The following is a 26215-nucleotide window of genomic DNA, read 5'->3' as shown; positions in this document are numbered from 1 at the left end:
ACCTAGCCGCAGCGAAACCCGAGCCGCCCGAATGGGCGGCGCAGCGTATAGCGTTTGTTAGGCGTAGTTGGGGTATTTTAATAGTCCCATTTTATGAATGGAAGAATTGCTTCTAAATAATTATTATTAGCATCAAAATACTGATCATACTGGGTAATACTCCCCTCCTCTATCTGCCTAATCATATTTTTTATCTCTCGGATTTTTATTTCCATCATTAATAAATCAACAATTTCATTATCTTCAACATTTCTTTCTTTCATTTCAGGTATTTCGATATTTTTCATTAAAACCATTATTTCTTTTATATTCGCATTTAGATTTAGTATGCTTCTATCTAAAACTAGATTCTGGTTTGAAATCTTTGCAATTTGCAATCGTACAAGTTCTTTCTTAAAGTCTTTATTTTGTATAAGATTATTATTTGGGATCGATAATAAATAATACATCCTTAAAAGTACGGAAAGCATATTATAATTACTACATTCAAGAAATTGGTTATACAACATATTTTCTATTATAAGTTCATCTTTGACTGTTTGATTATCTTTTAATACATAAATTGCATCTTCATAATGTTCCAATAAATTATATGGCACTATATACGTTAACAATTCTCCTATTATTTTCTTCTCACCAGTATATAAGACTTCATATACTTCATGATTATTATGTATCTCAATATATGAAAAATATTCATCAGCGAATATTGGATCGTACAATGAATATCCTTGTTTGGTTTTAATTTCACCATCTGAATTGATTTTAAATTCTCCAGATCGAGTATATCCAACCAATCCATTATTGAGTCGTATTTTAAAAAATCCATCGCCAAAAATAGCACAATCATAATGATTATCTGTTCTTTTTAACATTCCTTGTGAGAAATTTATATTTGGCAATGCATTATTTGATTTGTCATTGTAAAATGATTTATAACCATATTCATTAAAATGTGATAAATCTGTATACAGCAACTTATATTCTTCTAAAATATTAAGATCATCTGCAAAGATTTTACTGCAAAAAATGAGTATTAATAATATGCTATTTATCTTTATGTTCATAAGTATTTATCTTGTTTGATTTTCAAAGAACTGGCTACCCCAATTACGCCTAACGTTACAGCTATACGACGTTTGTGCGGGCTAACCGAGCCCGCACAAATGTGGTTGAGCGGAGGCGTGGGAAGCGTAGCTGACCTAGCCGTAGCGATACCCGAGCCGCCCGCCAGGGCGGCGTAGCGTATAGCGTTTGTTAGACGAAGTTGGGCACTCACACATTATCTCCTATTCTTCCCATTAGTTTATGTAACATTATTCTTTATTTTATTTTGTATTATCATTATTAAATATTTTTCCTATAAAATGTTTCCTGATTTTATATTATTATAATCCGGAAGATTTCATTTTATATTTTATCCGGGCAAAGTATTAAAAAATAATTTTCTTATATATTCTAACATTTTATTAATTATTGTCTCTTCTTCTTTTTTGATAAAAATGGTTCCTAGATATTTTAATAATTCGTTTATTATTTCTTTTTCCAGTTCAATATCATTAATTTCACCATCTAAAAATGTTGCAGTATATCTTCTATTAAGATAGGAATGCGATTGTGCCTCTTCTTCATTTTCCCATCTATGAACAGTTTTTACACCATTAGTTATTTCTATTATTCCATGTTCATAATTATACAAATATATTTCATTGTATATTTCTGTCTTTTTATTATAAATAATCTTCAGATAGTTTTTCGTAAAATCTCTTCTTAATTCTTCTTTATATTCCAGTGTTATTATATTTTCCATGTATTTCTCAAGGGTAACTTACGAGTAAATTGCCCAATTTCGTCTAACGTTACAGCTATACGACGTTTGCCGAGCGTAACCGACGCGAGGCAAATGTGGTTGAGCGGAGGCGTGGGAAGCGCAGCTGACCTAGCCGCAGCTAAACCCGAGCACCGACCGAAGGGAGGGCGCAGCGTATAGCGTTTGTTATGTGCAGTTGGGGTGTCTACAGTTTCTTATTCTATTCATTTTCCCAATAATTTTTTTACCTATATATTTTCTATAATAATAACATTTACCTCTATTAAATTCACTCCAATAACTTGTCATTCTTTGAGTTGTCATTTCCCAATACTTTTTATTTTGATTAATAAATTTTAAATAGCTACTTACATTTCTATCTATATGTTTATCTATTATAGGATAGATTTCAGGAATGTATTCACCAAATAATTGTACGAAATATGGTATAACCCAATAATTCGATTCAGTTATTAATTTCTCTACATTTTCTTGTCTAATATATCCATTAAAATGCCTTGAATATATACAATTTAAAATTGTCTTCTGGATTTTAGTTAATCTGCCAATATCCTCAACTTTATTAAAATATATTCTATACGGTATATTTATTATTTCATCGTTTACAGCAACGTTAATATTCTCATCGTTAATCAAGTCATTTTTAATATAATTTATACCATTAGAACCCATTACAATATTTTTATCAAATGGTAATATTTTAATAACATTTTCAACATCAATCTCTAATTCTTTTGGAAAAGAATTTAATAATCGAGTTCTATAATCTGTAATGCTACTCTTCTCAAAGTATTCCATATAAAAAGGCTTCAATAATATTCTTTTGTTTGATGTTAAGAAATTTCACCCCAATTGCACATAACGTTACAGCTATACGACGTTTGCTGAGGCCAACCGGGCCGAAGCAAATGTGGTTGAGCGAAGGCGTGGGAAGCGCAGCTGACCTAGCCGTAGCGAAACCCGAGGAGGAGCGAAGCGACGACGCAGCGCATAGCGTTTGTTAGGTGCAGTTGCATTTATGGTGAATAATGTAATACAGTTATTTCTTTTGTATTTTCTCTACTTCCATTCTATAAAAAATACAGATTTTTCAATATTCTGTACAGCATCTGTAATATCTAGTCTATCTGTCATTGCTCCCCACGCTTCAAATTCATCAATTAGTTTAATACTGCTTCTCTTAAATCTTTTGCTAGGAAAACTATTCTATTATGAGAATAGAATCAACATTTTTCATTGTTTTAATGCAATTTCAACTTCAAAGATAAATCTTTGTGCGAAAGATGTTGAAATAGCTTTGCAAAAACAATGAAAAGATATAATTACAAAAATAAATATCAATGATGATACTATAATTGTCATTGATATTTGAAATATAAGGTTATAAATATTAAAGAATAAAATAATAAATGCAGTTAGAAATAGCATAGTATCCAAATTTTGGAATACTTCACTTAAATAATAAAATGTGTAAATCGAATGTTTTGTTTTAGCTATTTTCTGAGCATGAACCCATATTTCCTTTTCTGGATTATTACTTTTATTTAACCATTCATGTTGATTATTATCATATATATCTCTTTTCATTTTAAGACACTCTTCAACGAGTGTGCCTTTTCTAAATAAATAAAAAATAATTTTTTGAACAATGCCTCTTTTCTTTTGTTTCCTTTTTTGTATTTTCCATATAGATCGATAATATTGAAAACCAAGATTTCTAATTCCAAAGATAATCAATCCTAAAATAAAACAAAGAATAAAAATGAACTTTTCGATTGATTGATTTGAATCTAATAAATCATAATTATTAAATATAAAATCATATTTAATAATTTTTATATAAGAATAAATGAGAATTAAAAATAATGACCCAGTCAGAAAAAATACAAGGAGAAATCCGGGTAACAATGTATTAGTAATTTTTTTTATCTCATCCATATATTAACATCCAAATACAATAAAATTATGCAATTGCACCTAACGTTACAGCTATACGACGTTTGCTGAGGCCAACCGGGCCGAAGCAAATGTGGTTGAGCGGAGGCGTGGGAACGAATGTGACCTAGCCGCAGCGAAACCCGAGCCGCCCGAATGGGCGGCGTAGCGTATAGCGTTTGTTAGACGCAGTTTTTTAGTGAAGCAAATGCTTTAAATCTGCCATTTTAGTCTTACTTATTTTATAAATTCCTTTTTCTACATCATCCCAGAAAGATTTTTTTAAAGAATAATCGGATTTTATTAAATATAATATTTCATCTTTATTTGCTAATTTCCTTTTTTCGATTAAAGAGACAATATCGGCATACTGTTTTGGTACTTTACTTAAAATTTGTCCACTTTTATCATATATTTCATTGTAAACTTGTTTTATTAGACGCGGCCAAGCATCACATAAATTTTCAAACGCACATTGATTTGATAATACAATTACAAATAAATTATCCTCAACTTTATATCTAGTGGCTGTATTATTTTGTGAATCAATTTCTTCTAAATAACTTCTTACTTCATCTATCCCTTTATCACCATCAACAAGAAAATATGTCGGAACATGTAATAAGCCTTTATTATCTTTTAGAATATCTAAATATTTCTTAACTATTGAAATTCCACCCAACTGTCTTGAAATATTTATGTCATTAGTTTCTAATATTTTTCTAATGATTGGGGATTTATCTTCGATAAAGACATTTCTATTTTTGCTGGAACTATAAAAATAAACTTCAAAATTAGTATCCCCCATAACTTTTGAAATCTCTTTAATATCATCATCATTCCAATCTTCTATTAAGTTATTTTTCTTTACAACGCCTTTATCCATAAAAATCCAATTTACACGTTCCTCCTGAACATGGCTATAAGCCAACATAATAGGATTATGTGTGGTTATAACTAGTTGTATATTATTTAGCCATTCATTACTCATAAATGTTTTTATTTGCTTCATAATGAGATCTGGATGTAAGAATGATTCTGGTTCTTCTAGTAAGAATATTGGATGGTATTCTCCTTTATGAAGACTCCTATCACTATCTAAAATGAAATGAGTATTATATAAAATTGAAACTTGTGCACCTGTACCCTGTGATGTTAATGGTATTGCCGGCTCGTTCCTTCGTGTTCTAAATACAATATTTGAAATATTTATCATGTCATCAATTTTGCTTGGAAACTCAATATTAACTTCAGAGCCGGGCCAGCTCGTTTGTAACGATGAGCTTAACATAGTCGATAAATATTTTTGGGCTCTCTCTTTTAATGCTTGCCATTGTTTATCTAGGTCCGCCATGGTTTTTGTCATTTCTACATGTTGACCCCAACGAGCAAGCAATCTTGACCTTAGTTTATCCTGGGCTTTTCTTAAAAGTTCGATGCCTTGTTGTGGATGTATATACGAGACCTTAACGCTAGTAACTAGTTTTTTTATATCATTTTCTTTATTTATATCAATTAAATTTCCATTAACATAATAATTAATATCAATTGTTTCTGAATCAGGTCTATAAACAAAAGTTTTTGTAATTTCGATAGCTTCGCTATATTTATTTTTTAATCGTTTCAATAGTTCTTTGTTATTTATATATTCCAAATCAAAAATAATTTTAATTGTTGATTTATTATAATCTTTTCCTTTTGAAAGATATTCGGTTCTATTCAAATAACTTATATCAAAAATATCGTTAAAATATGTATCAAGTGCTTTTAATATTGCAGACTTACCAGAATTGTTTACTCCAACTATTATAACACCATCATTAAGAATAAATGTTATTTCTTTTCTAAAGATCAGAAAATTAGATATTGAAATATGTTTTATTAATGCCATTTTAACTCCTTCTAAAAAATTGCGTCTAACGTCCCTTACACGCTCGTTACATAATACGCTAATTTGATATAATAAAGCGGTTGCATAATAACACAGTAACCGTTCTTATTATCTGACATATACTTCGCATTATTACACCTATACTACGATTAAAAGACAGCTCACCAAAATTGATTAATCTAAGAATTAATTATTACATCCAAAGGACTTTGTATTTTCAGCAAATCCTTCCGGGCTACATGGGTATAGCGCTCAGTTGTACGGACTGAACTGTGGCCAAGAAGGGCTTGAATATATTTTATATCCGTCCCATTTTCCAGGAGGTGTGTTGCAAAAGAATGCCTAAGACTATGTATGGAAGCCAATTTGTATATGCCCGCGTTTTTTAAGGATTTCTCAAAAATACGCTGCGCTGTTCTGATCGATATCGGAAACTTATTGCTTACTCCCGGGAATACCCATTCATCAATAGCAAACAGATTAAAATACTCATTCAAAAAAGCCGCCGCCCTTTCCGACAAAACCGTGTACCGGTCCTTTCGCCCCTTTCCGGCCCGGATAAAAATAACCCGCCGGTTTACATCAATTTGCTCCCGGCGAATCTTTACTACCTCACTGACCCTGAGCCCGGAGGAATATGCAAGCATCAATAAAAGCCGGTGTTTTGGGTTTCTTTCGGTACTAAGCAGATCCCTCACTTCCTCATAAGAAAGAACCGATGGCAGCCGTTTGTCATTCCGGGGACGATGGTGTTCGTGAATTATGTCTTTTTTAAGCACATTTATATAGAAGAAATTTAACGCACTGATGGCCAAGTTCATTGATGAAGAAGACAGGTTTTCGACCGTATCCAAAATGGATAAAAAAAGTGAAATATCACCTGGAAGAATATCCGCCGGTCCCTTTTTAACAGTTCTGCAGAATTTTCGGTTATAAAAAATATAAGCCTTTACTGTCTGGGTGCTGTATTTCCGGGAATGGAGTTCCACCTCCAATTTTTGCTGCCATTCAGCGCTGAAATGATCCGGAGGAATCTTGCTTTCGATAAGACAGGTGTAGTCGTCCGGCCTCTGTATTTTCTTCATGGAAAGAGCGGAATTGATCTGGTCCGTCTTGTTTGGTATCTCTGCGGAAGATTTTACGGGAACGGATCCATTTCCGGTAAACCAGGGTCTATGGAGGAAATTGTAAATCTCAACGGAACCGCTGGTATTTTCCTCTATTTTTATATGAATCGTATTCCCAAGGATCAGCTGTATCATGCAGCGCGAAAAAATTGAATCTTCAATACGAAAAAAACGCCCGCAGGGATTCCATACAGCCGTGCCTGACTGCAGGATATAACGGAAAAAACTACTATTATATTGAAGAAAAGGGATCACTATGTAATTTTCATTATAAAAAACATACATTAGCTCCATTTCTGCCTCCATTGTGCCATGGTATGGCTAAATTTTCCCTTTTGGCAGGAAATGGAGGATTCTTGAAAAGCATTTCCGGGCAGCCGAAACATACTCCGGAAGCCGGTTTTTAGGCAATCCTACTCATATACTACCATGAAAACCACGAAAAAACGAACATAAATAGTAAAAACCGGATATATATTCTGCTTCAATCAAAATGCCTTTGAGTTGAAGTATTTTTCATTGTCAGACCGTGTTAAGTACGGGAGGAATATCCAGTGAAATACGTGCTGAACCCCGAAAAACCATTCCCGGTTATGCTGCTGCTGTATTCCGTTTTGGTCAGCTGCCTTCTTAGCTGTGAAGGTTTGACCGGCTTACAGGCCGGCGGAAACGGAAAAAATGATATACAGAGCGAGGCTGTCACAATCGTATCATGGAATAGTCAGACATTATTTGACGGGGAGGAACACGGAACCGAATACAGCGACTATCTTCCTTCGGAAGGCTGGAACACGGAAAAATTCAACGCCCGGCTGCTGTCCCTCGGGGAAGCCATACAGAAAATAGGAAAAAACGGACCCGATATACTGGCTTTGCAGGAAGTCGAAAATCCCGCCGTTCTGGAATTGCTGGCGGAGAAAGCGTTATCCGGGAGCGGATATGGTCATTCGTTTTTCTCAAAATCCCCCGGGACCGCATTGGGAATCGGTATCATTAGCCGGTTTCCCCTCTCCAGCCCGAAAGTTCATGCCATAGTTTTCAATGGTGAAGCCGCTCCCCGGCCGGTATTGGAAATATGGATTGAACTCGAAAACTCCCCTATTGTCTTATTTATCTGTCACTGGAAATCAAAACTTGGCGGGGACAGCACAACCGAAACCCTCCGCAGGGCTTCGGCAAGAATTATTCTCCGGCGACTTAAGGAAATAGAAAACCAAACTCCGGGAATTCCAGTACTCATTATGGGAGATCTGAATGAAAACCACGATGAGTTTTACCGCCAGGCGGGAAATTATATATGTGCTATCCTGCCTGATGATCCTAAGGCAGCGGAACTCGCCATGCAGGAAACTGTATTCCGGGATTCAAGCGAAGAAGCTGGATATCAGGGTGATTTTCTTATAATATCCGCGGAAAAACCTCCCAAAACAGTTTATTTTCCGGGAGCCGTACAGGTATTTTACTCACCCTGGGAACAGGAATTGAAAAATGGTTCGTATTACTATAAAAATGAATGGGAAACTATCGATCATTTACTGTTTTCACCGGGTTGGTTTGACGATGCTGGCTGGGAATTCGATTCCTGCGCCGTTGTTGATACGCCGCCTTTTACGAGTGTGAAGGGAGTTCCCGTGCCGTATAATCCACGGACCGGCTATGGCCTGAGCGACCACCTGCCGCTTATGGCTACTATAAAAAAATCCCCTTGACAACCCAATTCTTGTTATGTATAACTAACTTATATTAGCTGTTTTTCTGGATTTTTGTTCTGCAGTTGCTGTTGCCCGGAATAATAAACAACCGCTTGTAAGGGGAGTGAATAATGTTTTTATCCGATGCTCCGAATGGTGCTTCTTTCAGGGTGGTAAAAGTAACCCTGGGAAAGGAAGTTGGGAAGCGGTTGGCCGATATGGGTTTTACCCAGGGAACTGAAGGAGCGGTTGTCCGTTCCGGTTTTTTCCGGGGCCCCTTACAGATCCGCATTCGGGGTTATGATATACTTATTCGCCGTTTTGAGGCCGCAGGCATTGAAGTTGAACCCATCGGTGATTGGTCAGCCGCAGACGACGCGAACCGTTTCTTCGGCCGTCTCAGGGCAAAAAGAATGGCCGCCGAAACGCCGGTTTCAAACGGGAACAATTCTTCCGTAAATAAGGAAAACAGCGATGAGTAAAATAAACCGCAAAGAACTGCGTATTGCCCTGGCAGGAAACCCAAATTCCGGAAAAACCACACTTTTTAACGCTCTCACCGGTGCCCACCATAAAGTCGGGAATTATCCCGGAGTAACAGTTGAAAAACGGGAAGGAACCCGGACAAGGGGTGACCGGCAGTATCATTTTATAGATCTTCCCGGCATATACAGCTTAACCGCGTATTCTATTGATGAAGTAGTCGCGAGGGATTTTATACTCGATGAACAGCCGGATATTATTCTGGACGTTTTGGATTCCACAAACCTGGAACGCAATTTGTATCTCTGTCTGCAGTTCCAGGAGCTCGGGATTCCGGTCATCGGCGCACTGAACATGAGTGACGAGGCCGAATCAAAAGGGATCCGCATTGATGAAAAGCATCTTTCTACAATGCTGGGTATTCCGCTGGTAAAGACCATCGGGCCCAAAGGAACCGGCACGGAAGCGCTGCTGGACTGCATCGACGAAGTTTCGGCAGGAAAGCATAAATCCGACCGGGCGGTTAATTACGGTGAGGAAATCGAAACCAAACTGGAAAACCTGGAGAAACTGATCAGCGCCGATGCCGGATTTGTCGCGAAATACCCCGTACGCTGGCTTTCGGTAAAACTCCTCGAAAAGGATTCCAATGCATATCAAAGACTAAAGGAACATCCCAATGCCGGGGAAATTGAAGCCGCCGCCCAGGAATCCGTTGAATGGATTGAGAAACATTTCGGAAAAGACGCGGAAATCATTGTTTCAGAACAGCGTTATGGGTATATCCGCGGAGCCATACAGGAATCGGTGCAAACAGTAAAAGAGGTTGATTTCTCAGTAACCGAAGCTATTGATAAAGTCATCATGAACCGGTTTCTTGCCCTACCGATCTTCATCCTGGTTCTTTACGGGGTGTTTCAGCTGACATTTATCCTCAGTGAATATCCCATGGGATGGCTTGAGACGTTTTTTGAGTTCCTCGGTGGAGCATTCGCTTCAATTATCCCAGACGGCATGGTTCAATCCCTGATAGTCGATGGGATAATCGGCGGCGTCGGCGGAGTATTCTCGTTTGTTCCCAATATTGTTATCCTCTTTTTCCTGCTGTCCCTTCTGGAAGATATCGGATACATGTCCAGGGCAGCTTTTGCGACCGACAAACTGCTCCATGCATTCGGACTTCACGGCCAGTCGATTTTCCCCATGATGCTTGGGTTCGGCTGTTCTGTTCCTGCGATAATGGCGGCCAGGACCCTCAAAAGTCCGCGGGACCGGATAATTACCATCCTGGTTACCCCATTTATGAGCTGCGGGGCGAAACTGCCGGTTCATGTCCTGCTTGCCGCGGCATTCTTTCCCGACAACGCGGCCAATATGGTAATGCTGATTTATGCAATAGGCATTATTCTGGCTTTGTTATCCGCCTTCGTGTTCAAAAAAACGGTTCTTAAGGGTGACCCAACCCCATTCGTTATGGAGCTGCCGCCGTACCGGGCGCCTACGCTCCGGGGTGTTTTATGGCACGTCTGGGAAAAAACCTGGATGTATGTAAAGAAAGCGGGAACCATTATTCTTGCGTCATCTATCCTGATATGGCTTATTACTTACTTCCCGACCTACGAACCGTCGGACGAGTATATTGAAGAATTGTCAGTAACCTTTATGGCGGAAAATCCCGGAAGCGGCGAAGAGGAAGCCGAAGCATGGGTGGAAACAGCCGTAGCCAATTCAGCCATAGAATACAGTTTCGCGGGGCGTCTCGGAAAATTTATTGAGCCGGTGTTCAGACCCCTCGGGTTTGACTGGAAGATAGGGGTTGCATCGATAACAGGTTTCGCCGCCAAGGAAGTTGTGGTTTCCACACTGGGCATTTTGTACAGCATTGGTACGGAAGAGAATGAGGAAAGCGAAAGCCTCAGGGAAGCCATACACAATGACCCGAATATGTCGCCGCTGGTTGCCTTTGTTTTCATGCTGTTTACACTGATCATCCCTCCGTGTTTTGCGGCTATGGCAGCAATAAAGGCGGAAATCGGCTGGAAATGGCTTGGTTTTGAGCTTGTGTTCCAGCTGCTCCTGGGCTGGACCCTATGTTTCCTGGTTTACCAGATTGGTATGTTTGGGGGTCTCGGTTGAGTTTTTTCGCTGAAATAGCGATTATAGCCGCGGCCGGAATAGCCGCCGCGGTTTTTATTGCCCTGCGGATAGTGGCTTCCATCAGAGGCAAACGTTCCTGCTGTTCCGGATCATCACGGCAGGGAAAAGGAAAACCAGCGGGCTGCCCGCACTGCTCTCAATGCAGTGGGGAACCAAAGCAGCCGCGCCGCATTCTGGATGATGGTTAAAACCGGTAACCCGGTGTTTGTATGAATACCAGGTTGCCGATTATATTTTTTTATTATTTTTGTTAGAACATTCTAACTATATGGAGGAATTATGAAGAAGGTGCTGATTGTATATTGGAGCGGAACCGGAAATACGGAAGCCATGGCCGAATCAGTGGTCAGAGGTGTCAAGGAAGCCGGGGCCGAAGCGGATCTGCGGCAAGCGGCGAAGGCATCCGCCGAAGATGTTGCCGCGGCGGATGCATTGGCGTTTGGCTGTTCCGCCATGGGCGATGAAGTCCTTGAGGAAAGTGAAATGGAACCGTTCATCGCATCCCTGGGATCCAAGGATTTGGAAGGAAAAAGCCTGGGGCTTTTCGGCTCCTATGACTGGGGAGACGGCCAATGGATGCGGGATTGGGCTGACCGGATGAAGGGGCTCGGCGCACAGATCAATGGGGAAGCCGTTATAACACAGCTGGAACCGGATGAAGCGGCGCTCTCCAAATGCTATGACCTCGGGAAACGGCTGGCCGAGTAATTATGCGGGACGCAGCCGGATCCGGAAAAGCACTGCCGGAAACTACACTACTATTAGAATACAGGCACGTGTTCTCCCGGAAGCCGGCGGATAAAAAGCAGCTGGAATTGTTTATACGCTGGACAGCTGCGGCGTCAATTACAGATATAAAAGCATCGTCCATGGTACGTATAGCAAAAGACCATAAGAGATTGAATGTAGCCTGGGAAAAATGGGGTATGGAACTGTGCGGCGGCCTAGGGCTTTCAGCCCTGCCCCTCCGGGACAGTTCGAAGGGGATACTGCTGCTGCTGTACAAACCGCGGCTTCTCAGGAAAGTTCTGACAGGTCCGGCGGGCAGGTATCTGTGTTCTTTACTTTACCCGGTTGATTCCGGGATTACTGCGTGCCTTGAGGAATTGAACCGCCGGTTCAACATATCGGGAAATATTCCCCATGAAGTCGGGATATTCCTCGGTTATCCGCTGGAAGATGTAATCGATTTTATCCGGGGAAATAAAAAGGCGCACCCCTGCAAGGGATGCTGGAAAGTTTACCACCGGCCTGAAAGGGCCAGCCGGATTTTTAACTATATTAACGAAGCACGGATCCGCCTCGTACAGGAGGCAATGATTTAGAACAATAGGAAGGTCCTTCAACCTCTCTGGGACATTTCCGATAAGTTGTTAGTGGTTATGGGTTCTTATTTAAAAAAACAAGCTCTCCATTCTAACCCGGGCTGCGTCGCAGTTCCGGGTTTTTTATGACCGTAGATAACCTTCGGGAATCTGTTCCTCCAGATCCCGCCTTTGACGTTTAAAAAAGAAATACGCCGCCGCGCCAAGATCGGCGTATACGGTAATCCTGAAACGCAGCATGGTATCAAAACTCAATTCCAGGCCGGCTTTGGGAGCATAGGAATAATCAATGAGAGACTGCACCTGAACGCGGACTCCGGCTTTTAGGTACGGCAGTATCTTTGGCCCCACATCCAGTTCGGCCAACAGAAAAGCCTGGAGCGGCCGTTTGAACTTCCGGTTGTAATAGGAACTGAAAGAGATTTCCAGGGGGAAAAGGGTAACATAGGAATCACCGCGCTCGGACCGGGTTTTAAAGAATGCGGTGCTCAATCCCCAGTTTCCGTAATAATCATAAAGGGTCAGATTAAAAAGACTGAGATCCCACTCAAAAAGCTGACTGGTATTAACCGGAGTAATGTCAAGGGAAATGGTCCCGAGATTCCACATTGCCGAAAGATCCAGACCATAGGCGGTATTTACGGACAGCAGCAAAACTATAACAATCCCACGGCGGCGTTTCATTCTGACTCCTATGTTGAGTATAAACAACTAGAAGAGTGAAATCAAAAACGGGGCCGCGGTATAAAAAGCAAATATTACCATAAACATATAGCTGAATAATTCCAGAAAATCCGCAAGCGTACCGATGGTTCTGCCCCGTGATTTAAACCGCATGAAAAGCCCTTCCCTGCCGAAGTACGCCAGGTATCCCGCGGCGGAGATTACGATTCCCATTCCCACGGACATGGCAAGAACCCCAAAAACTCCGATAAATGTCAGATTCAGGTAGAGCGCGAGCAGGAGTACCATGGTCGCTCCGGGACAGGGAACAAAACTGGAAACAGCGGCGACCATATATATGCTGCGCTCCCTGCTGCCGGAATTGACATTATTCTCCGGAGTACCGGTACCGTGAAAGACGCAGCTGCCTCCTGGGTTGTTCCGGCGGCGTACCATGGAAATCGCTTTAATTGTTCCGAGAACCAAGCCAGCCAGTCCAAGGGCAGCAAAACTAAAACCTTCCATATAAAGCGAAGCATTATCCACCGCGGAAATACGGGCCGCGGCGCCGCTGATAAGACTGAAAATACCGACAATAGCCAGACCCGTTCCGGCATGGACCGCGGCAGATAAAAAACCAGCGGCCGCCGGTTCCCAGGGCTTTGCATTTCTCGTGAGAAAGAGGGAAAAAACCACGGCCTTGCGGTGCCCCGGACCGGCCGCGTGCAGGACCCCATAAATAAAGGCGCCTAAAAGAACGGCCACCACCATAAAAGGACTGCGGCCATCCTTAAAAGCCGAAAGCGCTTCGGCTATTTTTTCACGGAAGATAAACTGGGCGTCTATCAGCCGCTGATTCGCGCCCCGGCTCAGCACCGGCGCGGGAGCCGGCGCTTCATCATCACCGCCTCCAAGAAACGGATTTGCAGAGACAGTCAAACAGGTGAAAAGGAAAAAAACAAAAAACAGGATTGTCCGCAGGATACGCATAAAAAAGCGGTGATCAGAAAAAGACCCGTATTTCATCGGGGTATGCCGTTTCGAGCCCGGGGCGCCAGGCCGTATAGATAGTCATGTCATTGGACGCGCCGAAGGGATTATAATATACGGGATACTTTTTATTTTCCCCCCGTTCCCAGCGCGGAGCGGCCCCAGGGCCGTTCTGGCGGACAGTTACAACTCCGGACTCGGGATACCGGACAGCGCAGAAGTATGTACTGTCAAAGATAGCCACACTGAAATCCTTTCCGTAGCCCTTCCCTTTCAGGTTAACGAAAAAGCGGTACACCAGGCGGTCATTCCGGATTGAAGGAGTGAACTGTTCCACTCCTTCCGGGTTTACCCGGTTATCGCCGCTGCGGAGATAAATAAAGTAACCGTATTTTCTGAGGTTGATAAACCCGTAGGAATACACATATTCCGCTTCCTCGGCGCTGAAGCGCTTATTCCTGTCTTTATCGCATTCCTGGATAATGGAAGCTGAAAAATACGGATCAAAGGTCCACTCCAGCCAGAACCCGGTGCACTCTTCGCCGGAATACTCGAATTCAACCTTTGACTCAAGAAACATGTGGGGATGGGCAAAAACAAACACTGGCGCCAGCAGAAACAGAACCGCCGCGATTATTTTTTTTCTATGTCGAATAATCATATCCTAACTCCGTGGTCATGCCTTCGGCGCATGGGGCCGGCGCATAAAACGCCAGGAAAAAAAGGCGCTGGCCACCGGGCCGGCGAATTTTCCGGCGTACCGCTGAATCTGCCACAAAAACCGTGGGAGGCTTATTATCTTTCTCCGGGCCGCCTGACGGAGACAGTCCCGGACCAGCACGGCCGCGGGATATCCATGGCGGACCTCCTTCCGGACGCCGCCGGAAGCGACCAGGGCAAATTCACTCTGAACGGGACCGGGACACAGCGCACATACCCGGATACCCCGGCTGCGCCACTCGGCGGCGAGGGCAACGGAAAAGGAAAGCACAAAGGCTTTGGTGGCGGCGTATACCGCGAAACCGCCTAAAGGAGCAAACGCGGCAAGGCTCGCCGTATTGATGACCATGGAATTCTTCAGGAGATACGGATCCAGCCGTCCGCACAGTTCCGTCAGGGACCGGCAGTTAAGGTCGATCTGTCCAAGCTGTGTATCAAGGTCAACTTCGGAAAAGGGACCGTAGCTACCGTACCCCGCGTTGTTGATGAGGATCCGCAGGGGCTTGCCCGCTTCTTCAACTTCAGCCTCAAGCCGCTCCCCGGCGCCCGGCTCCACCAGATCCTGGGTAAACGTCCGGATACTGAATTCAGCGGAGCCCTTTCCGGCGCTGACACTTTTCAGGAGTTCATCAGCAAGTTCCAGAAGCCGCTCTCCCCGCCGCGCGACGAGCCACAGTTCGTCAAAACCGGGAAGCCCCGGATTGGTTTCCTTTCCGGAAATACAGCCCGTCAGATACCGGGCAAAGGCTTCGCCGATTCCGGATGAAGCGCCGGTGATCAGGACTATTCCCGGTTCGGGAATAAAGGGCCGTTCTTTTCTTTCCGCTGCGTTTTTTTTCATAATCAATTACCTATTAACCCAGTATACGATCCATGGCAGGAACCGGTAAAGTGCCCGCTACTTCTCATAAATATGCCTAGCGATGGGCATGCGCCGCCCCATCCCGAAAGCCCGGGGGCTGATTTTTAAAACCGGCGGAGCCTGGCGGCGTTTGAATTCGGCGCGGGCAACCGCGCGGATAATTCTCGCCGCCAATTCCGGATCAAAGCCCCGGGCGGCGATTTCCGCGCCCGAAAGATTTTCGAACAGGTACAGTTTAAGAATCGCGTCCAGCACTTCGTACGGCGGCAGGCTGTCCTGATCTTTCTGGTCGGGCCGGAGCTCCGCTGAAGGGGGCTTTGTCAGGGTCGCCTCGGGAATAATCGGTTTCCCGGTCTCCAAAACGGAGCGCCGGTTTATACGGCGGCAGAGAGCAAACACTTCGGTTTTGAAAAGATCACCGATTACACCCAGCGCGCCGTTCATATCCCCGTACAGGGTACAGTACCCCATGGCAAGTTCACTCTTGTTCCCGGTGGTAAGAAGCATGGACCCGAATTTGTTAGAATATGCCATGAGCAGGGTTCCCCGTATCCGGGCCTGGAGATTTTCCTCCGTGACGTCAAAAGGACGGCCCTGGAAAACACCGCCGAGGCTTTCCGTAAAACTTCCGTAAATGCCCTCAATCGGGATCATCTCAAAACGGCAGCCGAGGTTTTCTGCGAGTTCCGCGGCGTCGTCCTTTGATCCCTGGGAAGAAAACTGCGACGGCATGCCGAAACAGGCAACGTGTTCCGGACCAGCGGCTTTTACCGCGAGATACGCCACGAGGGCGGAATCGATGCCCCCCGAAAGCCCCAGATGCACATCGGTGAATCCGCATTTGGCCATATAGCCCCGGATACCCATAACCAATGCGGCCTCCAGGGTGTCGAGCTCTTCGGGGGCAAACCCCGCATCCGCAGCAGCGGCGTCCGACTGGGGCGGCGCGGGTATCACCGCGGATGAGCCGGAATCCCAGACAACGAGATCCTCTTCAAAAGCCTTTGCCGAAATCCTCAGGGGAACGGCGCTTCCTTCCCGGGGAGGACTCTGCAGCGGCGCAACCGCGAATGACCTTCCGTCAAATATAATAGAATCGTTGGCCCCCACCGCGTTGACATACACAAGGGGAACGTTCCCTTTAAGAGAAATCCGTTCCGCCAGATCCATCCGAACCCGGAGTTTCCCCGCGTAAAACGGCGAAGCCGAAGGCACGCAGAGAAGGGTAATCCCCTGGTCCAAAAGATCCCCCACAGGATCGGAAGCGTACGTTGTCCCGGGGATCCCCGTTTCCCGCCACACATCCTCACAGATTGCAAACCCGATCCGTTCACCCTTCCACTCAAAAACAGACCTTTGCCGGGCGCTTTCAAAATACCGGGCTTCATCAAAAACATCGTAGCTCGGCAGCAGGGTTTTGATCTGCTCAAAAACGAGGGATCCGTTCAGGATAATACCGTAAACATTGACCAGGGATTTTCCCGATGATTCCGGATTTCTGCCCACATAGCCGATTCCCACCGCAATATTCCGGGGAAGTTCCCGCTGCAGAAGGTGAACAGTTCTGGCATTCAGGTCCGTAAAGATCTCCTGGTCCAGGAGGTCCATCGGCGGATAACCGCAGACGGACAGTTCGGGAAACAGCACCAGGTCTGCCTGGCCCCCGGATTGGGCTTTTTTTGAATAAGAAACAATTTTTTCCATATTCCCGGAAAAATCACCGATGGTAGAATCGATCTGGGCAATTGCTATCCGCATAACATACAAATCGTACCACGTAATCCGCAGTTAAGTCGATATGCGGGGGAGCACCGGGCGTAATGGTTATACGGCAGGACCCGCAGACCTGATAAACACAGGCGCTTCCCGGCTTGAAAGTCTCTGTGTTCCCCGGGTACACTGATATTATGACACGTGGAATTTTGGTCGCGGGAAATGAATCGTCCTTATCACTTGCCATTGCCCGGGAGGCGGCGAAACGGGTAGAAAGCCTGGCCACCGCCTTCATCCAGAACCGGCTGGATCCTTCGGTCGCGATCCACAGTGAAACCATGGGAGAAGGTTCGACCCATATTCCCCTTAACTGGAATCCCGGCAGCCCCATCTCCGCGCGGTCGGTGATTCTGGCGGCGGAAAACCGTCTCGGTCAAATTGATGACGCGGTTCTCGTGTGCAGTCCCCCGGCGATCCGGAAAAGGCCCAATGAATTGAGCCATGGTGAAATTGAAAGCATTGTTAATGACAATATAAAGGGCTGGTTTTTTCTGGTCCGGGAATTAACCCTCAAATTCCGGGCCCGGGAGAACGGGACCCTGAGTCTCGTCATGAACGACATCAGCCCCGGAGGAAAAGACGATACCGTGGATATAGTCGGACCTTCCGCGGCCGCGGCGTTCCGCGCCTTTGCCCAGGGAATTCTCGCGTCATCATCCGGCGAGCCGTACCGGACCATCGCCTTCTCCAGCGCCGACGGCGGAAACGACGAGGATTTCGCCGCGTATATTTTCAAGCTTATCGATGAAGGCGGCAAACGGGACTCCGGCAAATGGTACAAATACGGCAAACTCAGCCTTTTCGGACGCTGACACCCGGCGCCGGATAATTCCGGGAGTTATTTAAAATAACCGATCCCCGAATCAAAGATATTCTGCCGTTTGTTTCCCGGAATATTCCTGTGCACATACTTCCCGCAGCGCTCCGAATGACCCATCTTTCCGAGAATCCGGCCGTCGGGGCTCATGAGGCCTTCAATGGCATAGGCGGATCCGTTGGGGTTATCCGGTTCGGCCATGGTTGGCAGGCCGGAGCCGTCGGCGTAGCAGAACGGAACCTGTCCCTGGGCAAACAAAGCCCGGGCGTAACCGTCATCGACGGCGACCCGCCCTTCCCCATGACTCACGGGTATAACATGGATATCGCCGGCCGCTTCCCCGGCGAGCCAGGGTGAAGCGGTGGACATAACCTTGGTGCGGACCATCCTGGATACGTGGCGGCCGATGGAATTGAATGTCAGGGTAGGCATGGTACTGTCCGCCGGCCGGTAGGTACCGTAAGGGACCAGCCCGAGCTTGATCAGCGCCTGGAATCCGTTGCAGATACCGAGGATGAGCCCGTCCCGCTTCTCCAGCAGTTCGGTTACCGCCGCGGCCACAAGCTCCGCCCGGAAGGCGTTTGCCATGAATTTTCCGGATCCGTCCGGTTCATCCCCGGCGCTGAACCCTCCGGAAAGGGCCAGTATCTGGCCGTCCCGGATAGCTTTGGCCAGTTCCCGGGTCGATTCCAGGATATCCTGGCGGTCGCGGTTTCTGAAAATTATCTGCCTGGTTCTTCCGCCGGCATTGCCGAAAGCCCGCGCCATGTCCCATTCACAGTTGGTCCCCGGGAACACCGGCAGAATCACCAGCGGGGCGGTGCCCTTGAGGAGTACAGGGCCGGTGTATATTTTCGACGGCACTTTGGTTACCGGCAGATCCAGAACGCCGCCAGCCGCCGGTTTATCCGCCGCGGTTAAACCCGCCGCGGTTTGTGGGTAGACCCCGGAGAGGGGATATTCATAAGCCCGGCGCAGAACCTGCAGGGGAACTTCCGCGACCCGCTGTTCAGGGGATTCATCCTGTTTCATTGTTGATACATCCCCGTCATCCGCGACAATGCGGAAGACCGGTTCCGGGATTGTTCTCGCGGCAATAATCCAGGCCGCGGACTCCGCGAGGATACGGTCAAACTCATGGTTGTTTTTTTTGCAGTGCTCACCGTTTATCTCGGCAAGAACACAGCCCTGGTATTCTGATCCCGCCGCGGAAAAAGCCGCCGAATCCGCTTCCACCCCGGCCATGTTGCCGAAGGCCATTACCGCCAGGGTCACCGCGACGCCTCCCGGGCCAACGGGATAGCATGAAGATACGAAGCCCCCTTTCTGGAGTTCTCCCAGAGCTTGCATATTCGCTTTGAAAACATCCCATTCATTCAGGTTCTCAGGGTTCTCACGGGAGTCCGTAAGCGGAGGGGTATAAAAAAGCAGGATAAGATTGCCCGGCGTAGTGCTGAGCGCCCCGGAACAAATCCGCTCCGCGGGGGCGGACCCGGCTGCAAACGCCGCCAAAGTCGGGGGAACCGAAATATCAATGTCCCGGGCGGGGTCCTTGTAGCTTCCGGACATGGAATCCTTTCCGCCGATAGCGGGAATCCCCAGCCGGATCTGAGCTTCAAACGCGCCCAGCAGCGCCGCCAGGGGTTTGCCCCAGGAAGCGGGTGTTTCGGCCCGTTCAAAATATTCCTGCAGGGACAGACGCGCCGAGGAGGGATCCCCGCCAAGGCAGGTGAATTTCGCCAGAGCGTCCCTGACCGCAGCCTTTGCCTGCCGGTAGGGACTTATGACCGCGAGATCGGGATCATAACCGAAGGTCATAATACTGGCGGTGACGCAGGATTTGTCCAGAGCCGGAAGCAGGGCGGCCATGCCGCACTCCGGGGTCCCCTGGAATTCGCCGCCCCAGGGGAAAAGCACTGAGCCCGCGCCGATGGAACCGTCAAACCGTTCCTGCAGCCCCCGGCGGCTTCCGCTTCTGAGGGACGCCAGTTCCCGTTCAAGATTGTCGAGGATGAGTCCCGCGGGAATTATTTCTCCCTCCGGAATATCTCCCGCAAAGACGTGCCGCTGTTTCCCCGCGGCTGCGGAGTCCGGCCGGTTGTCAGCGGCGGCGACAAAGGCTTTTGCCGACCGGGGGGCTCCGTTGGAGTCAAGGAATTTCCGGAAGAGATCCACAATGGTTCTGCCCCGCCAGAACATTCTCAGCCGGGCATTTTCCGATTCATCGCCGGCGGTAACTTCCGCGATCACCACCGCCTGAAGGTTCTCATCCGCGGCATACCGTATCACGGTCTCCGCGTCATCCGCGGCAACCACCACGGCCATGCGTTCCTGGGACTCCGATATCGCGAGTTCGGTACCGTCCAGTCCCTGGTATTTTTTTGGAACCGCGTCGAGGGATATATCCAGCCCCGGAGCCAGCTCACCGACGGCAACCGAAACGCCTCCGGCGCCGAAATCGTTGCAGCGCTTGATCAGCCTGGTGAATCCGCAGTCCCGAAACAGGCGCTGGAGCTTCCGTTCCTCCACGGGATTTCCCTTCTGAACCTCGGCTCCGGCGCTTTCCACGGATTCTCCGGTATGGACCTTTGATGAACCCGTGGCGCCGCCGATACCATCCCGGCCGGTTTTCCCGCCGATGAGCAGCACCAGATCCCCCGGTTTCGGATCTTCCCGCCGGACATACTGTTCAGGGACCGCGCCGACCACCGCCCCCAGTTCCATGCGTTTCGCGGTAAAACCGGGATGGTATACCTCTGCCACCTGCCCGGTGGCGATGCCTATCTGGTTTCCGTAGGAAGCATAACCGGCGGCGGCTTCCCGGGCGATCTTGAGCTGGGGCAGTTTTCCCGGCAGGGTTTCCGAAAGAGCCTGGCGGGGATCACCGCCGCCGGTTACCCGCATGCACTGGTGAACGTATGCCCGCCCCGAAAGAGGATCACGGATCGCGCCGCCGAGACAGGTCGCCGCGCCGCCGAAGGGTTCGATTTCGGTGGGATGGTTGTGGGTTTCATTTTTAAAAAGCAGCAGCCAGGGTTCGGATGAACCGTCTTCAAAACGGGCCTGGACTTTGACGGAACAGGCGTTTATTTCTTTTGATTCATCCAGATCCGGCAGGAGCCCTCTTTTCTTGAGCACCTTGGTTCCCAGGGTAGCCAGATCCATGAGCGTTACGGGCCGCTCTTGAGCGGCGTTTCCGTAGACTTCATTTCTGGCGGCCCTGTAAAGATCAAGGGAACCGCCGATGGCTTCCGCCAGGGGCCCTTCTTCAATATCTATCGTCTCCAGGGATGTGGTAAAAGTCGTATGGCGGCAGTGATCGGACCAGTAGGTATCCAGAACCCGGAGCTCCGCGAGACTCGGATCCCGGTTCTGGCCGAAAAAATATTCCCTGCAGAAACGAAGGTCCTCCCCGGACATGGCCAGGCCGTAATCCCGGGCAATATCCCCCAGAGCCCGGTCATCCGCGGCGGTAAAACCCGCGAGAACCGGCACATCGGGAATGTCGGATACAATCTCATCCAGGGTTTCAGGCATTTCCAGCGAAGCCTCCCGGGAATCCACCGGGTTGATGAGATAGTTCTTTATTGCTCCCAGGGCCGCATCGGAAAGCGTCCCCCCCTTACCCCGGAGCATAAAAATACGGGCTGTTCGGACCAGGGGCTTAACACCTACCGTAAGTTCGATGCACTGCTCCGCGGAATCCGCACGCTGGTCATACTGCCCCGGAAGATATTCAACAGCAAAAACATAGCTCCCTTTCTGAACCGGAAAGGAATCGCTGTAAAAAACCCGGTCACACTGGGGCTCGGAGAAAACAAGTTCCACGGATTGTTTGAATTGAACTTCATCCAGATGGGCTACATCGTAGCGGTGAAGCAGCCGGAATTCCTCCAAGGCAATCAGCTCAGGATACTGGGTTCCCAGAAAACCGGTAAGTTCCGACTGGAGATGGCGGGCTTCGGTATCAAAACCGGGCTTTTTCTCCACAAATACCCGCTGTATGCCATTGCTTATTACGTCCGGCATAGGCTCTCCTTACGCTTGGAATAAGACCCGGGGTCTTTATATCACACTATTAGCATGACTGGCATTCTACTTTATAATAAAGCGGAAATACAAGGGGCGCGTACCAGCGCTCCGCCAAGTAAAGCATTATTATAGTAACGTTGACAACCGCTATCAAGAGAAGGTATATATATGTAGAAGGTCCGGTAGCTCAGGGGATAGAGCAACTGCCTCCTAAGCAGTAGGTCAGCCGTTCGAATCGGCTTCGGATCAAAGTTTTAACTTTTCGCGGCACGCGGGTGCCGCATTTTTTATTGAAAAACCACGGTGTTTCTGGTTTTTTTCGCATCGTATAATGCCTTGTCCGCGTTTTCCAGCACATCGGAATACGCCTGCCCCGGCACGAATTGGGTAACGCCGATACTGATACTGACCGCCACGTTTTTTTTCGATTCTTTATTGAAAATTACCGCGGCTCCCACCGACTCGTGGAGGCGCTTTATTATGGATTCGGAGTCTGCCAAGGTCAGGCCCGGAAGAAACACGGCAAATTCCTCGCCGCCGTACCGTGCGATACAATCGAACCTGCGCAGCGCCGACAGCATTGAGGCGGATACCGCTTTCAGCACCACATCGCCGAAGGGATGGCCGTAGGTATCGTTTATCAGTTTAAAATGATCAAGGTCGGCCATACACACCACCAAGGGTTTGTTTTTCTTTACCGATTGTTTCATTTGGTACTTGAGCCACTTGGTAAAAAAGCTTCGGGTAAAAAGTCCGGTCAGTCCGTCACGGATTACCAGTTTTTCAATCCTGCCGGACACAGAAAACAGCATAACCACAGTCATCAGAGCCAGGATAACTCCACACCCGGCGATGATAGCCAGCTGATAGTTCATCACCGCGTCATACTGCTTTTTCGATATGTCCGCGCCGACGATACCCAAAAACTCACCGGTTGCCGGATCGGTAATCGGAGCGTACACCGACAAAAGCGTCCCCCACGGGGTAGTCACAAAATCGCCGATCACCAATTCTCCGGAATCGTAGGCCGCCTTTCTGGGGGCCGTCAAAGGTTCGGTAAGCCCCGGAGGGGCAAAGGTCGGGGCGTCCTCAGGTTCAGCATCGAAAATATACATCATCTCTGTTTCGGAAACCCGGACTTCAGTGTACAGAAAGGCAATATTGTCCTGGTTACCCCTTCGTATGGATTCCAGGCTGGACTTCATTTTTCTGTAATACGGATCCGAAGTATCCATATCGGTAATGAACTGCCGGTATCCGCCGATATCCTGCCGGATGAGTTCAGCGGCCGAAACAGCAATACCCCTGCATTGGTTTTCCATCTGACGCTTTACCGTACGCCCAGTGGCGACACACATGAAAGTTCCGTAAAAGAACATTATTATATTGAAGAAAAGAAAAATAATCAGGGAAAATTTTACATAGAATAATCTGCGGCCTGTCATTGCGGCCCTCCATAAACGCAGAAACTATTGTACCTCCGTGATACGATACCTGACAAGGGCCGATAAATATGCCGCGCAGCTGAAGACTGACAGCTACTAAAAAAGTATTTGTTATAATAAACTATGCTAAAGAAATTATTATTTAATTACGGAGAATAATATTATGGCGTATTGCTTAAAGGAAGTTACCATAAGAACAAACAACTCAAAAGAAGGTATGGGAAAAATAGATGAAATCTGGCGGGATATCACAAACGGTACACTTCCGATACTTTTCGACAGCGGGAAACGGTTTCAGCAGGGAATATCCCCTGTCTCAAAATACTTCAATTACGCAAGTGATGAGAACGGCGATTACGATCTCAGCATCATGGGTGTAACATCCGATTTTTTTAAGCGTATGGAAAAAGCTGTCAGCGCGGGGAACTACAAAAAGTATGAAGAATCGGATGATACTTTAAGCATGAGCGCGAAAAAAGCATGGGGAAAAGTCTGGGAAGATCAGAAGAACGGAACCGTAAAACGGGCATTTTCGGAAGACTACGAAAGTACCGTTCCCGCTGAATATACAAAAGACGGAAAGGCCCATTGCTATTTGTATATTTCCGTAGAGAAGCAGTAAGCCGGCTCAGCAAGTTTACCGCCGCCGGTCCCGCCCTGGTTTAACGGCGCTGCCTCCGGTATGGATGACCGGGACAGCGCCGTATGGCAAGTTTTTACTGTCCGGATTTTTTTTCTATTTTTGCCCAGGTATCCCTCAGTCCCACGGTTTTATTAAAGACCGGAATACCGCCGGAAGTTTCGGGATCACGGGCAAAGTACCCCAGCCGTTCAAACTGGAACCGGTCCCCTTCGGCGGCGGCCGCGAGCCCCGGTTCGCCGTAGGCGCCGGTAATAACTTCCAGGGAATCGGGGTTGAGGTTGTCCAGGAATGAACCGCCGGGGGCCACTTCCATGGGCCGTTCCGCGGAAAAAAGGTAATCGTAAACCCTCACTTCGATGGGCACCGCGTGGGCCGCGGAAAGCCAGTGGATGGTCCCCTTTACCTTGCGGTTGTCCGGCGCGTTGCCGCCCTTTGTCTCCGGGTCATAGGTACAGCGCACCGCGGTGATTTCACCGGTGGCGGGATCTTTGTCAAAGCCGGTGCAGGTTACGATATATCCGTACCGGAGCCGGACGGAATTTCCCGGATACAATCTGAAGTACTTAGGCGGAGGAATCTCCTGGAAGTCATCCCGTTCAATCCAGAGCTCCCGGGAAAAGTAAATCTTCCGTTTTCCGGCACTTTCATCTTCGGGATTATTAATAGCCTCAAGTTCCTCGGTTTCTCCCGCTTCCCAGTTTTCGATAATGAGTTTCAGGGGCTTAAGCACCGCCATAATCCGGCTGGAACGTTTATTGAGATCCTCCCGGAGGCAGTACTCCAGGAAAGCGATATCCACCATGCTGTCGGTTTTCGCGACACCGATGCGGGACATAAAGTCGCGGATAGCTTCGGCGGTATATCCCCGCCGGCGCAGCCCCGCCAGGGTTGGCATCCGGGGATCGTCCCAGCCGTTTACGAGATTCTCGCTGACGAGCCGGAAGAGCCACCGTTTGGACAGCACCGTATGGGTTATGTTGAGCCGGGCAAATTCAATCTGGCGGCTCGGGAAAACTTCAGCTTCATTGATAAACCATTCGTACAGGGGCCGGTGGATTTCGAATTCCAATGAACACAGGGAATGGGTAATCCCTTCCTTTGCGTCCGACAGGGGATGCTGGTAATCGTACATGGGGTAAATGCACCAGGAGTCGCCGGTACGGTAGTGGGTAGCCCGGCGGATGCGGTACATCACCGGGTCCCGCATAACCAGATTGGGATGGGTCATATCGATCTTCGCCCGGAGCGTCTTGGTTCCATCGGCGAATTCGCCTGCCCGCATGCGGGCAAAGAGGTCCAGGTTCTCCTCCGCCGTTCGGTCCCGGTACGGACTGTTCCGCCCCGGAGGGGTGTGGGTGATATTATTTTTATCCGCCACCGCGGTACCCCGGTATTCCCGGATCTCTTCCTCGGAAAGGTCGTCCACATAGGCCTTTCCCTTTTTGATAAGCTTCACCGCAATATCATAAAGGTACTCGTAATAATCCGACGCAAAGTATTCCCGGTCTTCCCAGTCAAACCCCAGCCACTTGATATCCCGCTTGATGGCTTCGACATAGGAGTAGTTTTCCTTTTCCGGATTGGTGTCGTCGAAACGGAGATTGCATTTTCCCCCGAATTTCTGGGCCATGGAAAAATCCACCGTAATCGCCTTACAGTGGCCGATATGCAGCCAGCCGTTGGGCTCGGGCGGGAACCGGGTATGCACATAGGTGTACTTTCCGCTCTGCAAATCTTCTTTGATAAATTCACTGATGAAATCCGACGAACCGGAACCGGATACTTCGGCTCCGCTGTTTGGTATCTCTGCCATATATACTCCTCCCATGC

21 protein-coding genes and 1 tRNA gene are annotated in these 26215 nt (G+C 47.4%); 8 read left to right on the top strand and 14 right to left on the bottom strand.

Annotated features, from left to right (window positions below; all coding sequences use genetic code 11):
- Positions 1-77: 77 nt before the first annotated feature.
- From JFL75_RS15880 to JFL75_RS15855, 6 genes are all read right to left on the bottom strand, one after another.
- Entirely contained in the window at positions 78-1067 is a 990-nt protein-coding gene (locus JFL75_RS15880; RefSeq protein ID WP_215627655.1) for a hypothetical protein, read from the bottom strand.
- A gap of 350 nt (positions 1068-1417) precedes the next feature.
- On the bottom strand, positions 1418-1810 hold the full coding sequence (locus JFL75_RS15875; RefSeq protein ID WP_215627654.1) for a hypothetical protein: 393 nt from the start codon (positions 1808-1810) through the stop codon (positions 1418-1420).
- 186 nt (positions 1811-1996) lie between these two features.
- Positions 1997-2629, bottom strand: coding sequence for a hypothetical protein (locus tag JFL75_RS15870; RefSeq protein WP_215627653.1), 633 nt, complete (start codon positions 2627-2629; stop codon positions 1997-1999).
- A gap of 435 nt (positions 2630-3064) precedes the next feature.
- Complete coding sequence (locus JFL75_RS15865; protein WP_215627652.1) at positions 3065-3769, bottom strand: hypothetical protein; 705 nt, start codon at positions 3767-3769, stop codon at positions 3065-3067.
- 193 nt (positions 3770-3962) lie between these two features.
- Positions 3963-5657: an ATP-dependent nuclease gene (locus JFL75_RS15860; RefSeq protein WP_215627651.1), complete on the bottom strand. Its 1695-nt coding sequence runs from the start codon at positions 5655-5657 to the stop codon at positions 3963-3965.
- Between the two features lie 179 nt (positions 5658-5836).
- Positions 5837-7090 carry a tyrosine-type recombinase/integrase gene (locus JFL75_RS15855; RefSeq protein WP_215627650.1) on the bottom strand — a complete coding sequence of 418 codons (1254 nt, stop codon included), beginning with the start codon at positions 7088-7090 and terminating at the stop codon, positions 5837-5839.
- 248 nt (positions 7091-7338) lie between these two features.
- Here JFL75_RS15855 and JFL75_RS15850 point away from each other — a divergent pair, with 248 nt between their 5' ends.
- From JFL75_RS15850 to JFL75_RS15830, 5 genes are all read left to right on the top strand, one after another.
- Complete coding sequence (locus tag JFL75_RS15850) at positions 7339-8493, top strand: endonuclease/exonuclease/phosphatase family protein (protein ID WP_223292672.1); 1155 nt, start codon at positions 7339-7341, stop codon at positions 8491-8493.
- A 113-nt stretch (positions 8494-8606) separates the two neighbouring features.
- On the top strand, positions 8607-8957 hold the full coding sequence (locus tag JFL75_RS15845) for a FeoA family protein (RefSeq protein ID WP_215627649.1): 351 nt from the start codon (positions 8607-8609) through the stop codon (positions 8955-8957).
- On the top strand, positions 8950-11094 hold the full coding sequence (gene feoB / locus JFL75_RS15840) for a ferrous iron transport protein B (protein WP_215627648.1): 2145 nt from the start codon (positions 8950-8952) through the stop codon (positions 11092-11094). The genes JFL75_RS15845 and feoB overlap by 8 nt, the downstream gene beginning before the upstream one ends.
- Positions 11095-11394: 300 nt before the next feature.
- Positions 11395-11823, top strand: coding sequence for a flavodoxin (locus tag JFL75_RS15835; protein WP_215627647.1), 429 nt, complete (start codon positions 11395-11397; stop codon positions 11821-11823).
- A gap of 2 nt (positions 11824-11825) precedes the next feature.
- Positions 11826-12440: a DUF3793 family protein gene (locus JFL75_RS15830; RefSeq protein ID WP_223292671.1), complete on the top strand. Its 615-nt coding sequence runs from the start codon at positions 11826-11828 to the stop codon at positions 12438-12440.
- A 123-nt stretch (positions 12441-12563) separates the two neighbouring features.
- On the opposite strand, the gene JFL75_RS15825 is transcribed toward JFL75_RS15830, so the two are convergent.
- Genes JFL75_RS15825 through JFL75_RS15805 form a run of 5 tightly spaced genes read right to left on the bottom strand, consistent with a single transcriptional unit; the run spans position 12564 to position 17433 of the window.
- The gene (locus tag JFL75_RS15825; RefSeq protein WP_215627645.1) at positions 12564-13124 is read right to left on the bottom strand and encodes a hypothetical protein; all 561 of its coding nucleotides are present in this window, start codon (positions 13122-13124) and stop codon (positions 12564-12566) included.
- A gap of 27 nt (positions 13125-13151) precedes the next feature.
- Positions 13152-14093, bottom strand: coding sequence for a nickel/cobalt transporter (locus JFL75_RS15820; protein ID WP_215627644.1), 942 nt, complete (start codon positions 14091-14093; stop codon positions 13152-13154).
- Between the two features lie 13 nt (positions 14094-14106).
- The gene (locus tag JFL75_RS15815; protein ID WP_215627643.1) at positions 14107-14754 is read right to left on the bottom strand and encodes a DUF1007 family protein; all 648 of its coding nucleotides are present in this window, start codon (positions 14752-14754) and stop codon (positions 14107-14109) included.
- Between the two features lie 15 nt (positions 14755-14769).
- The gene (locus JFL75_RS15810) at positions 14770-15654 is read right to left on the bottom strand and encodes an SDR family NAD(P)-dependent oxidoreductase (protein WP_215627642.1); all 885 of its coding nucleotides are present in this window, start codon (positions 15652-15654) and stop codon (positions 14770-14772) included.
- Between the two features lie 57 nt (positions 15655-15711).
- A complete protein-coding gene (locus JFL75_RS15805) occupies positions 15712-17433 on the bottom strand; it encodes an NAD+ synthase (RefSeq protein WP_215627641.1) in 1722 nt (573 codons plus the stop codon).
- Positions 17434-17582: 149 nt separating this feature from the next.
- Here JFL75_RS15805 and JFL75_RS15800 point away from each other — a divergent pair, with 149 nt between their 5' ends.
- Complete coding sequence (locus tag JFL75_RS15800; protein WP_215627640.1) at positions 17583-18260, top strand: hypothetical protein; 678 nt, start codon at positions 17583-17585, stop codon at positions 18258-18260.
- A 26-nt stretch (positions 18261-18286) separates the two neighbouring features.
- On the opposite strand, the gene JFL75_RS15795 is transcribed toward JFL75_RS15800, so the two are convergent.
- Complete coding sequence (locus JFL75_RS15795) at positions 18287-22294, bottom strand: phosphoribosylformylglycinamidine synthase (protein WP_215627639.1); 4008 nt, start codon at positions 22292-22294, stop codon at positions 18287-18289.
- A gap of 179 nt (positions 22295-22473) precedes the next feature.
- Here JFL75_RS15795 and JFL75_RS15790 point away from each other — a divergent pair.
- Positions 22474-22546, top strand: a tRNA-Arg gene (locus tag JFL75_RS15790).
- A gap of 38 nt (positions 22547-22584) precedes the next feature.
- Here the strand turns inward: JFL75_RS15790 and JFL75_RS15785 are convergent.
- Positions 22585-23742, bottom strand: coding sequence for a GGDEF domain-containing protein (locus tag JFL75_RS15785; protein WP_215627638.1), 1158 nt, complete (start codon positions 23740-23742; stop codon positions 22585-22587).
- Between the two features lie 163 nt (positions 23743-23905).
- On the opposite strand from JFL75_RS15785, the gene JFL75_RS15780 reads away from it, so the two are divergent.
- Positions 23906-24364: a hypothetical protein gene (locus JFL75_RS15780; RefSeq protein ID WP_215627637.1), complete on the top strand. Its 459-nt coding sequence runs from the start codon at positions 23906-23908 to the stop codon at positions 24362-24364.
- A 94-nt stretch (positions 24365-24458) separates the two neighbouring features.
- Here JFL75_RS15780 and JFL75_RS15775 read toward each other — a convergent pair whose 3' ends face one another.
- Positions 24459-26198: a glutamine--tRNA ligase/YqeY domain fusion protein gene (locus JFL75_RS15775; protein ID WP_215627636.1), complete on the bottom strand. Its 1740-nt coding sequence runs from the start codon at positions 26196-26198 to the stop codon at positions 24459-24461.
- Positions 26199-26215: the final 17 nt, after the last annotated feature.

The sequence above is a fragment of the Breznakiella homolactica genome (assembly GCF_016616095.2).
Classification (GTDB): domain Bacteria; phylum Spirochaetota; class Spirochaetia; order Treponematales; family Breznakiellaceae; genus Breznakiella; species Breznakiella homolactica.
The sequence above is the reverse complement of the archived record's forward strand: the minus strand, read 5'-3'. Positions and strand labels throughout refer to the sequence as shown.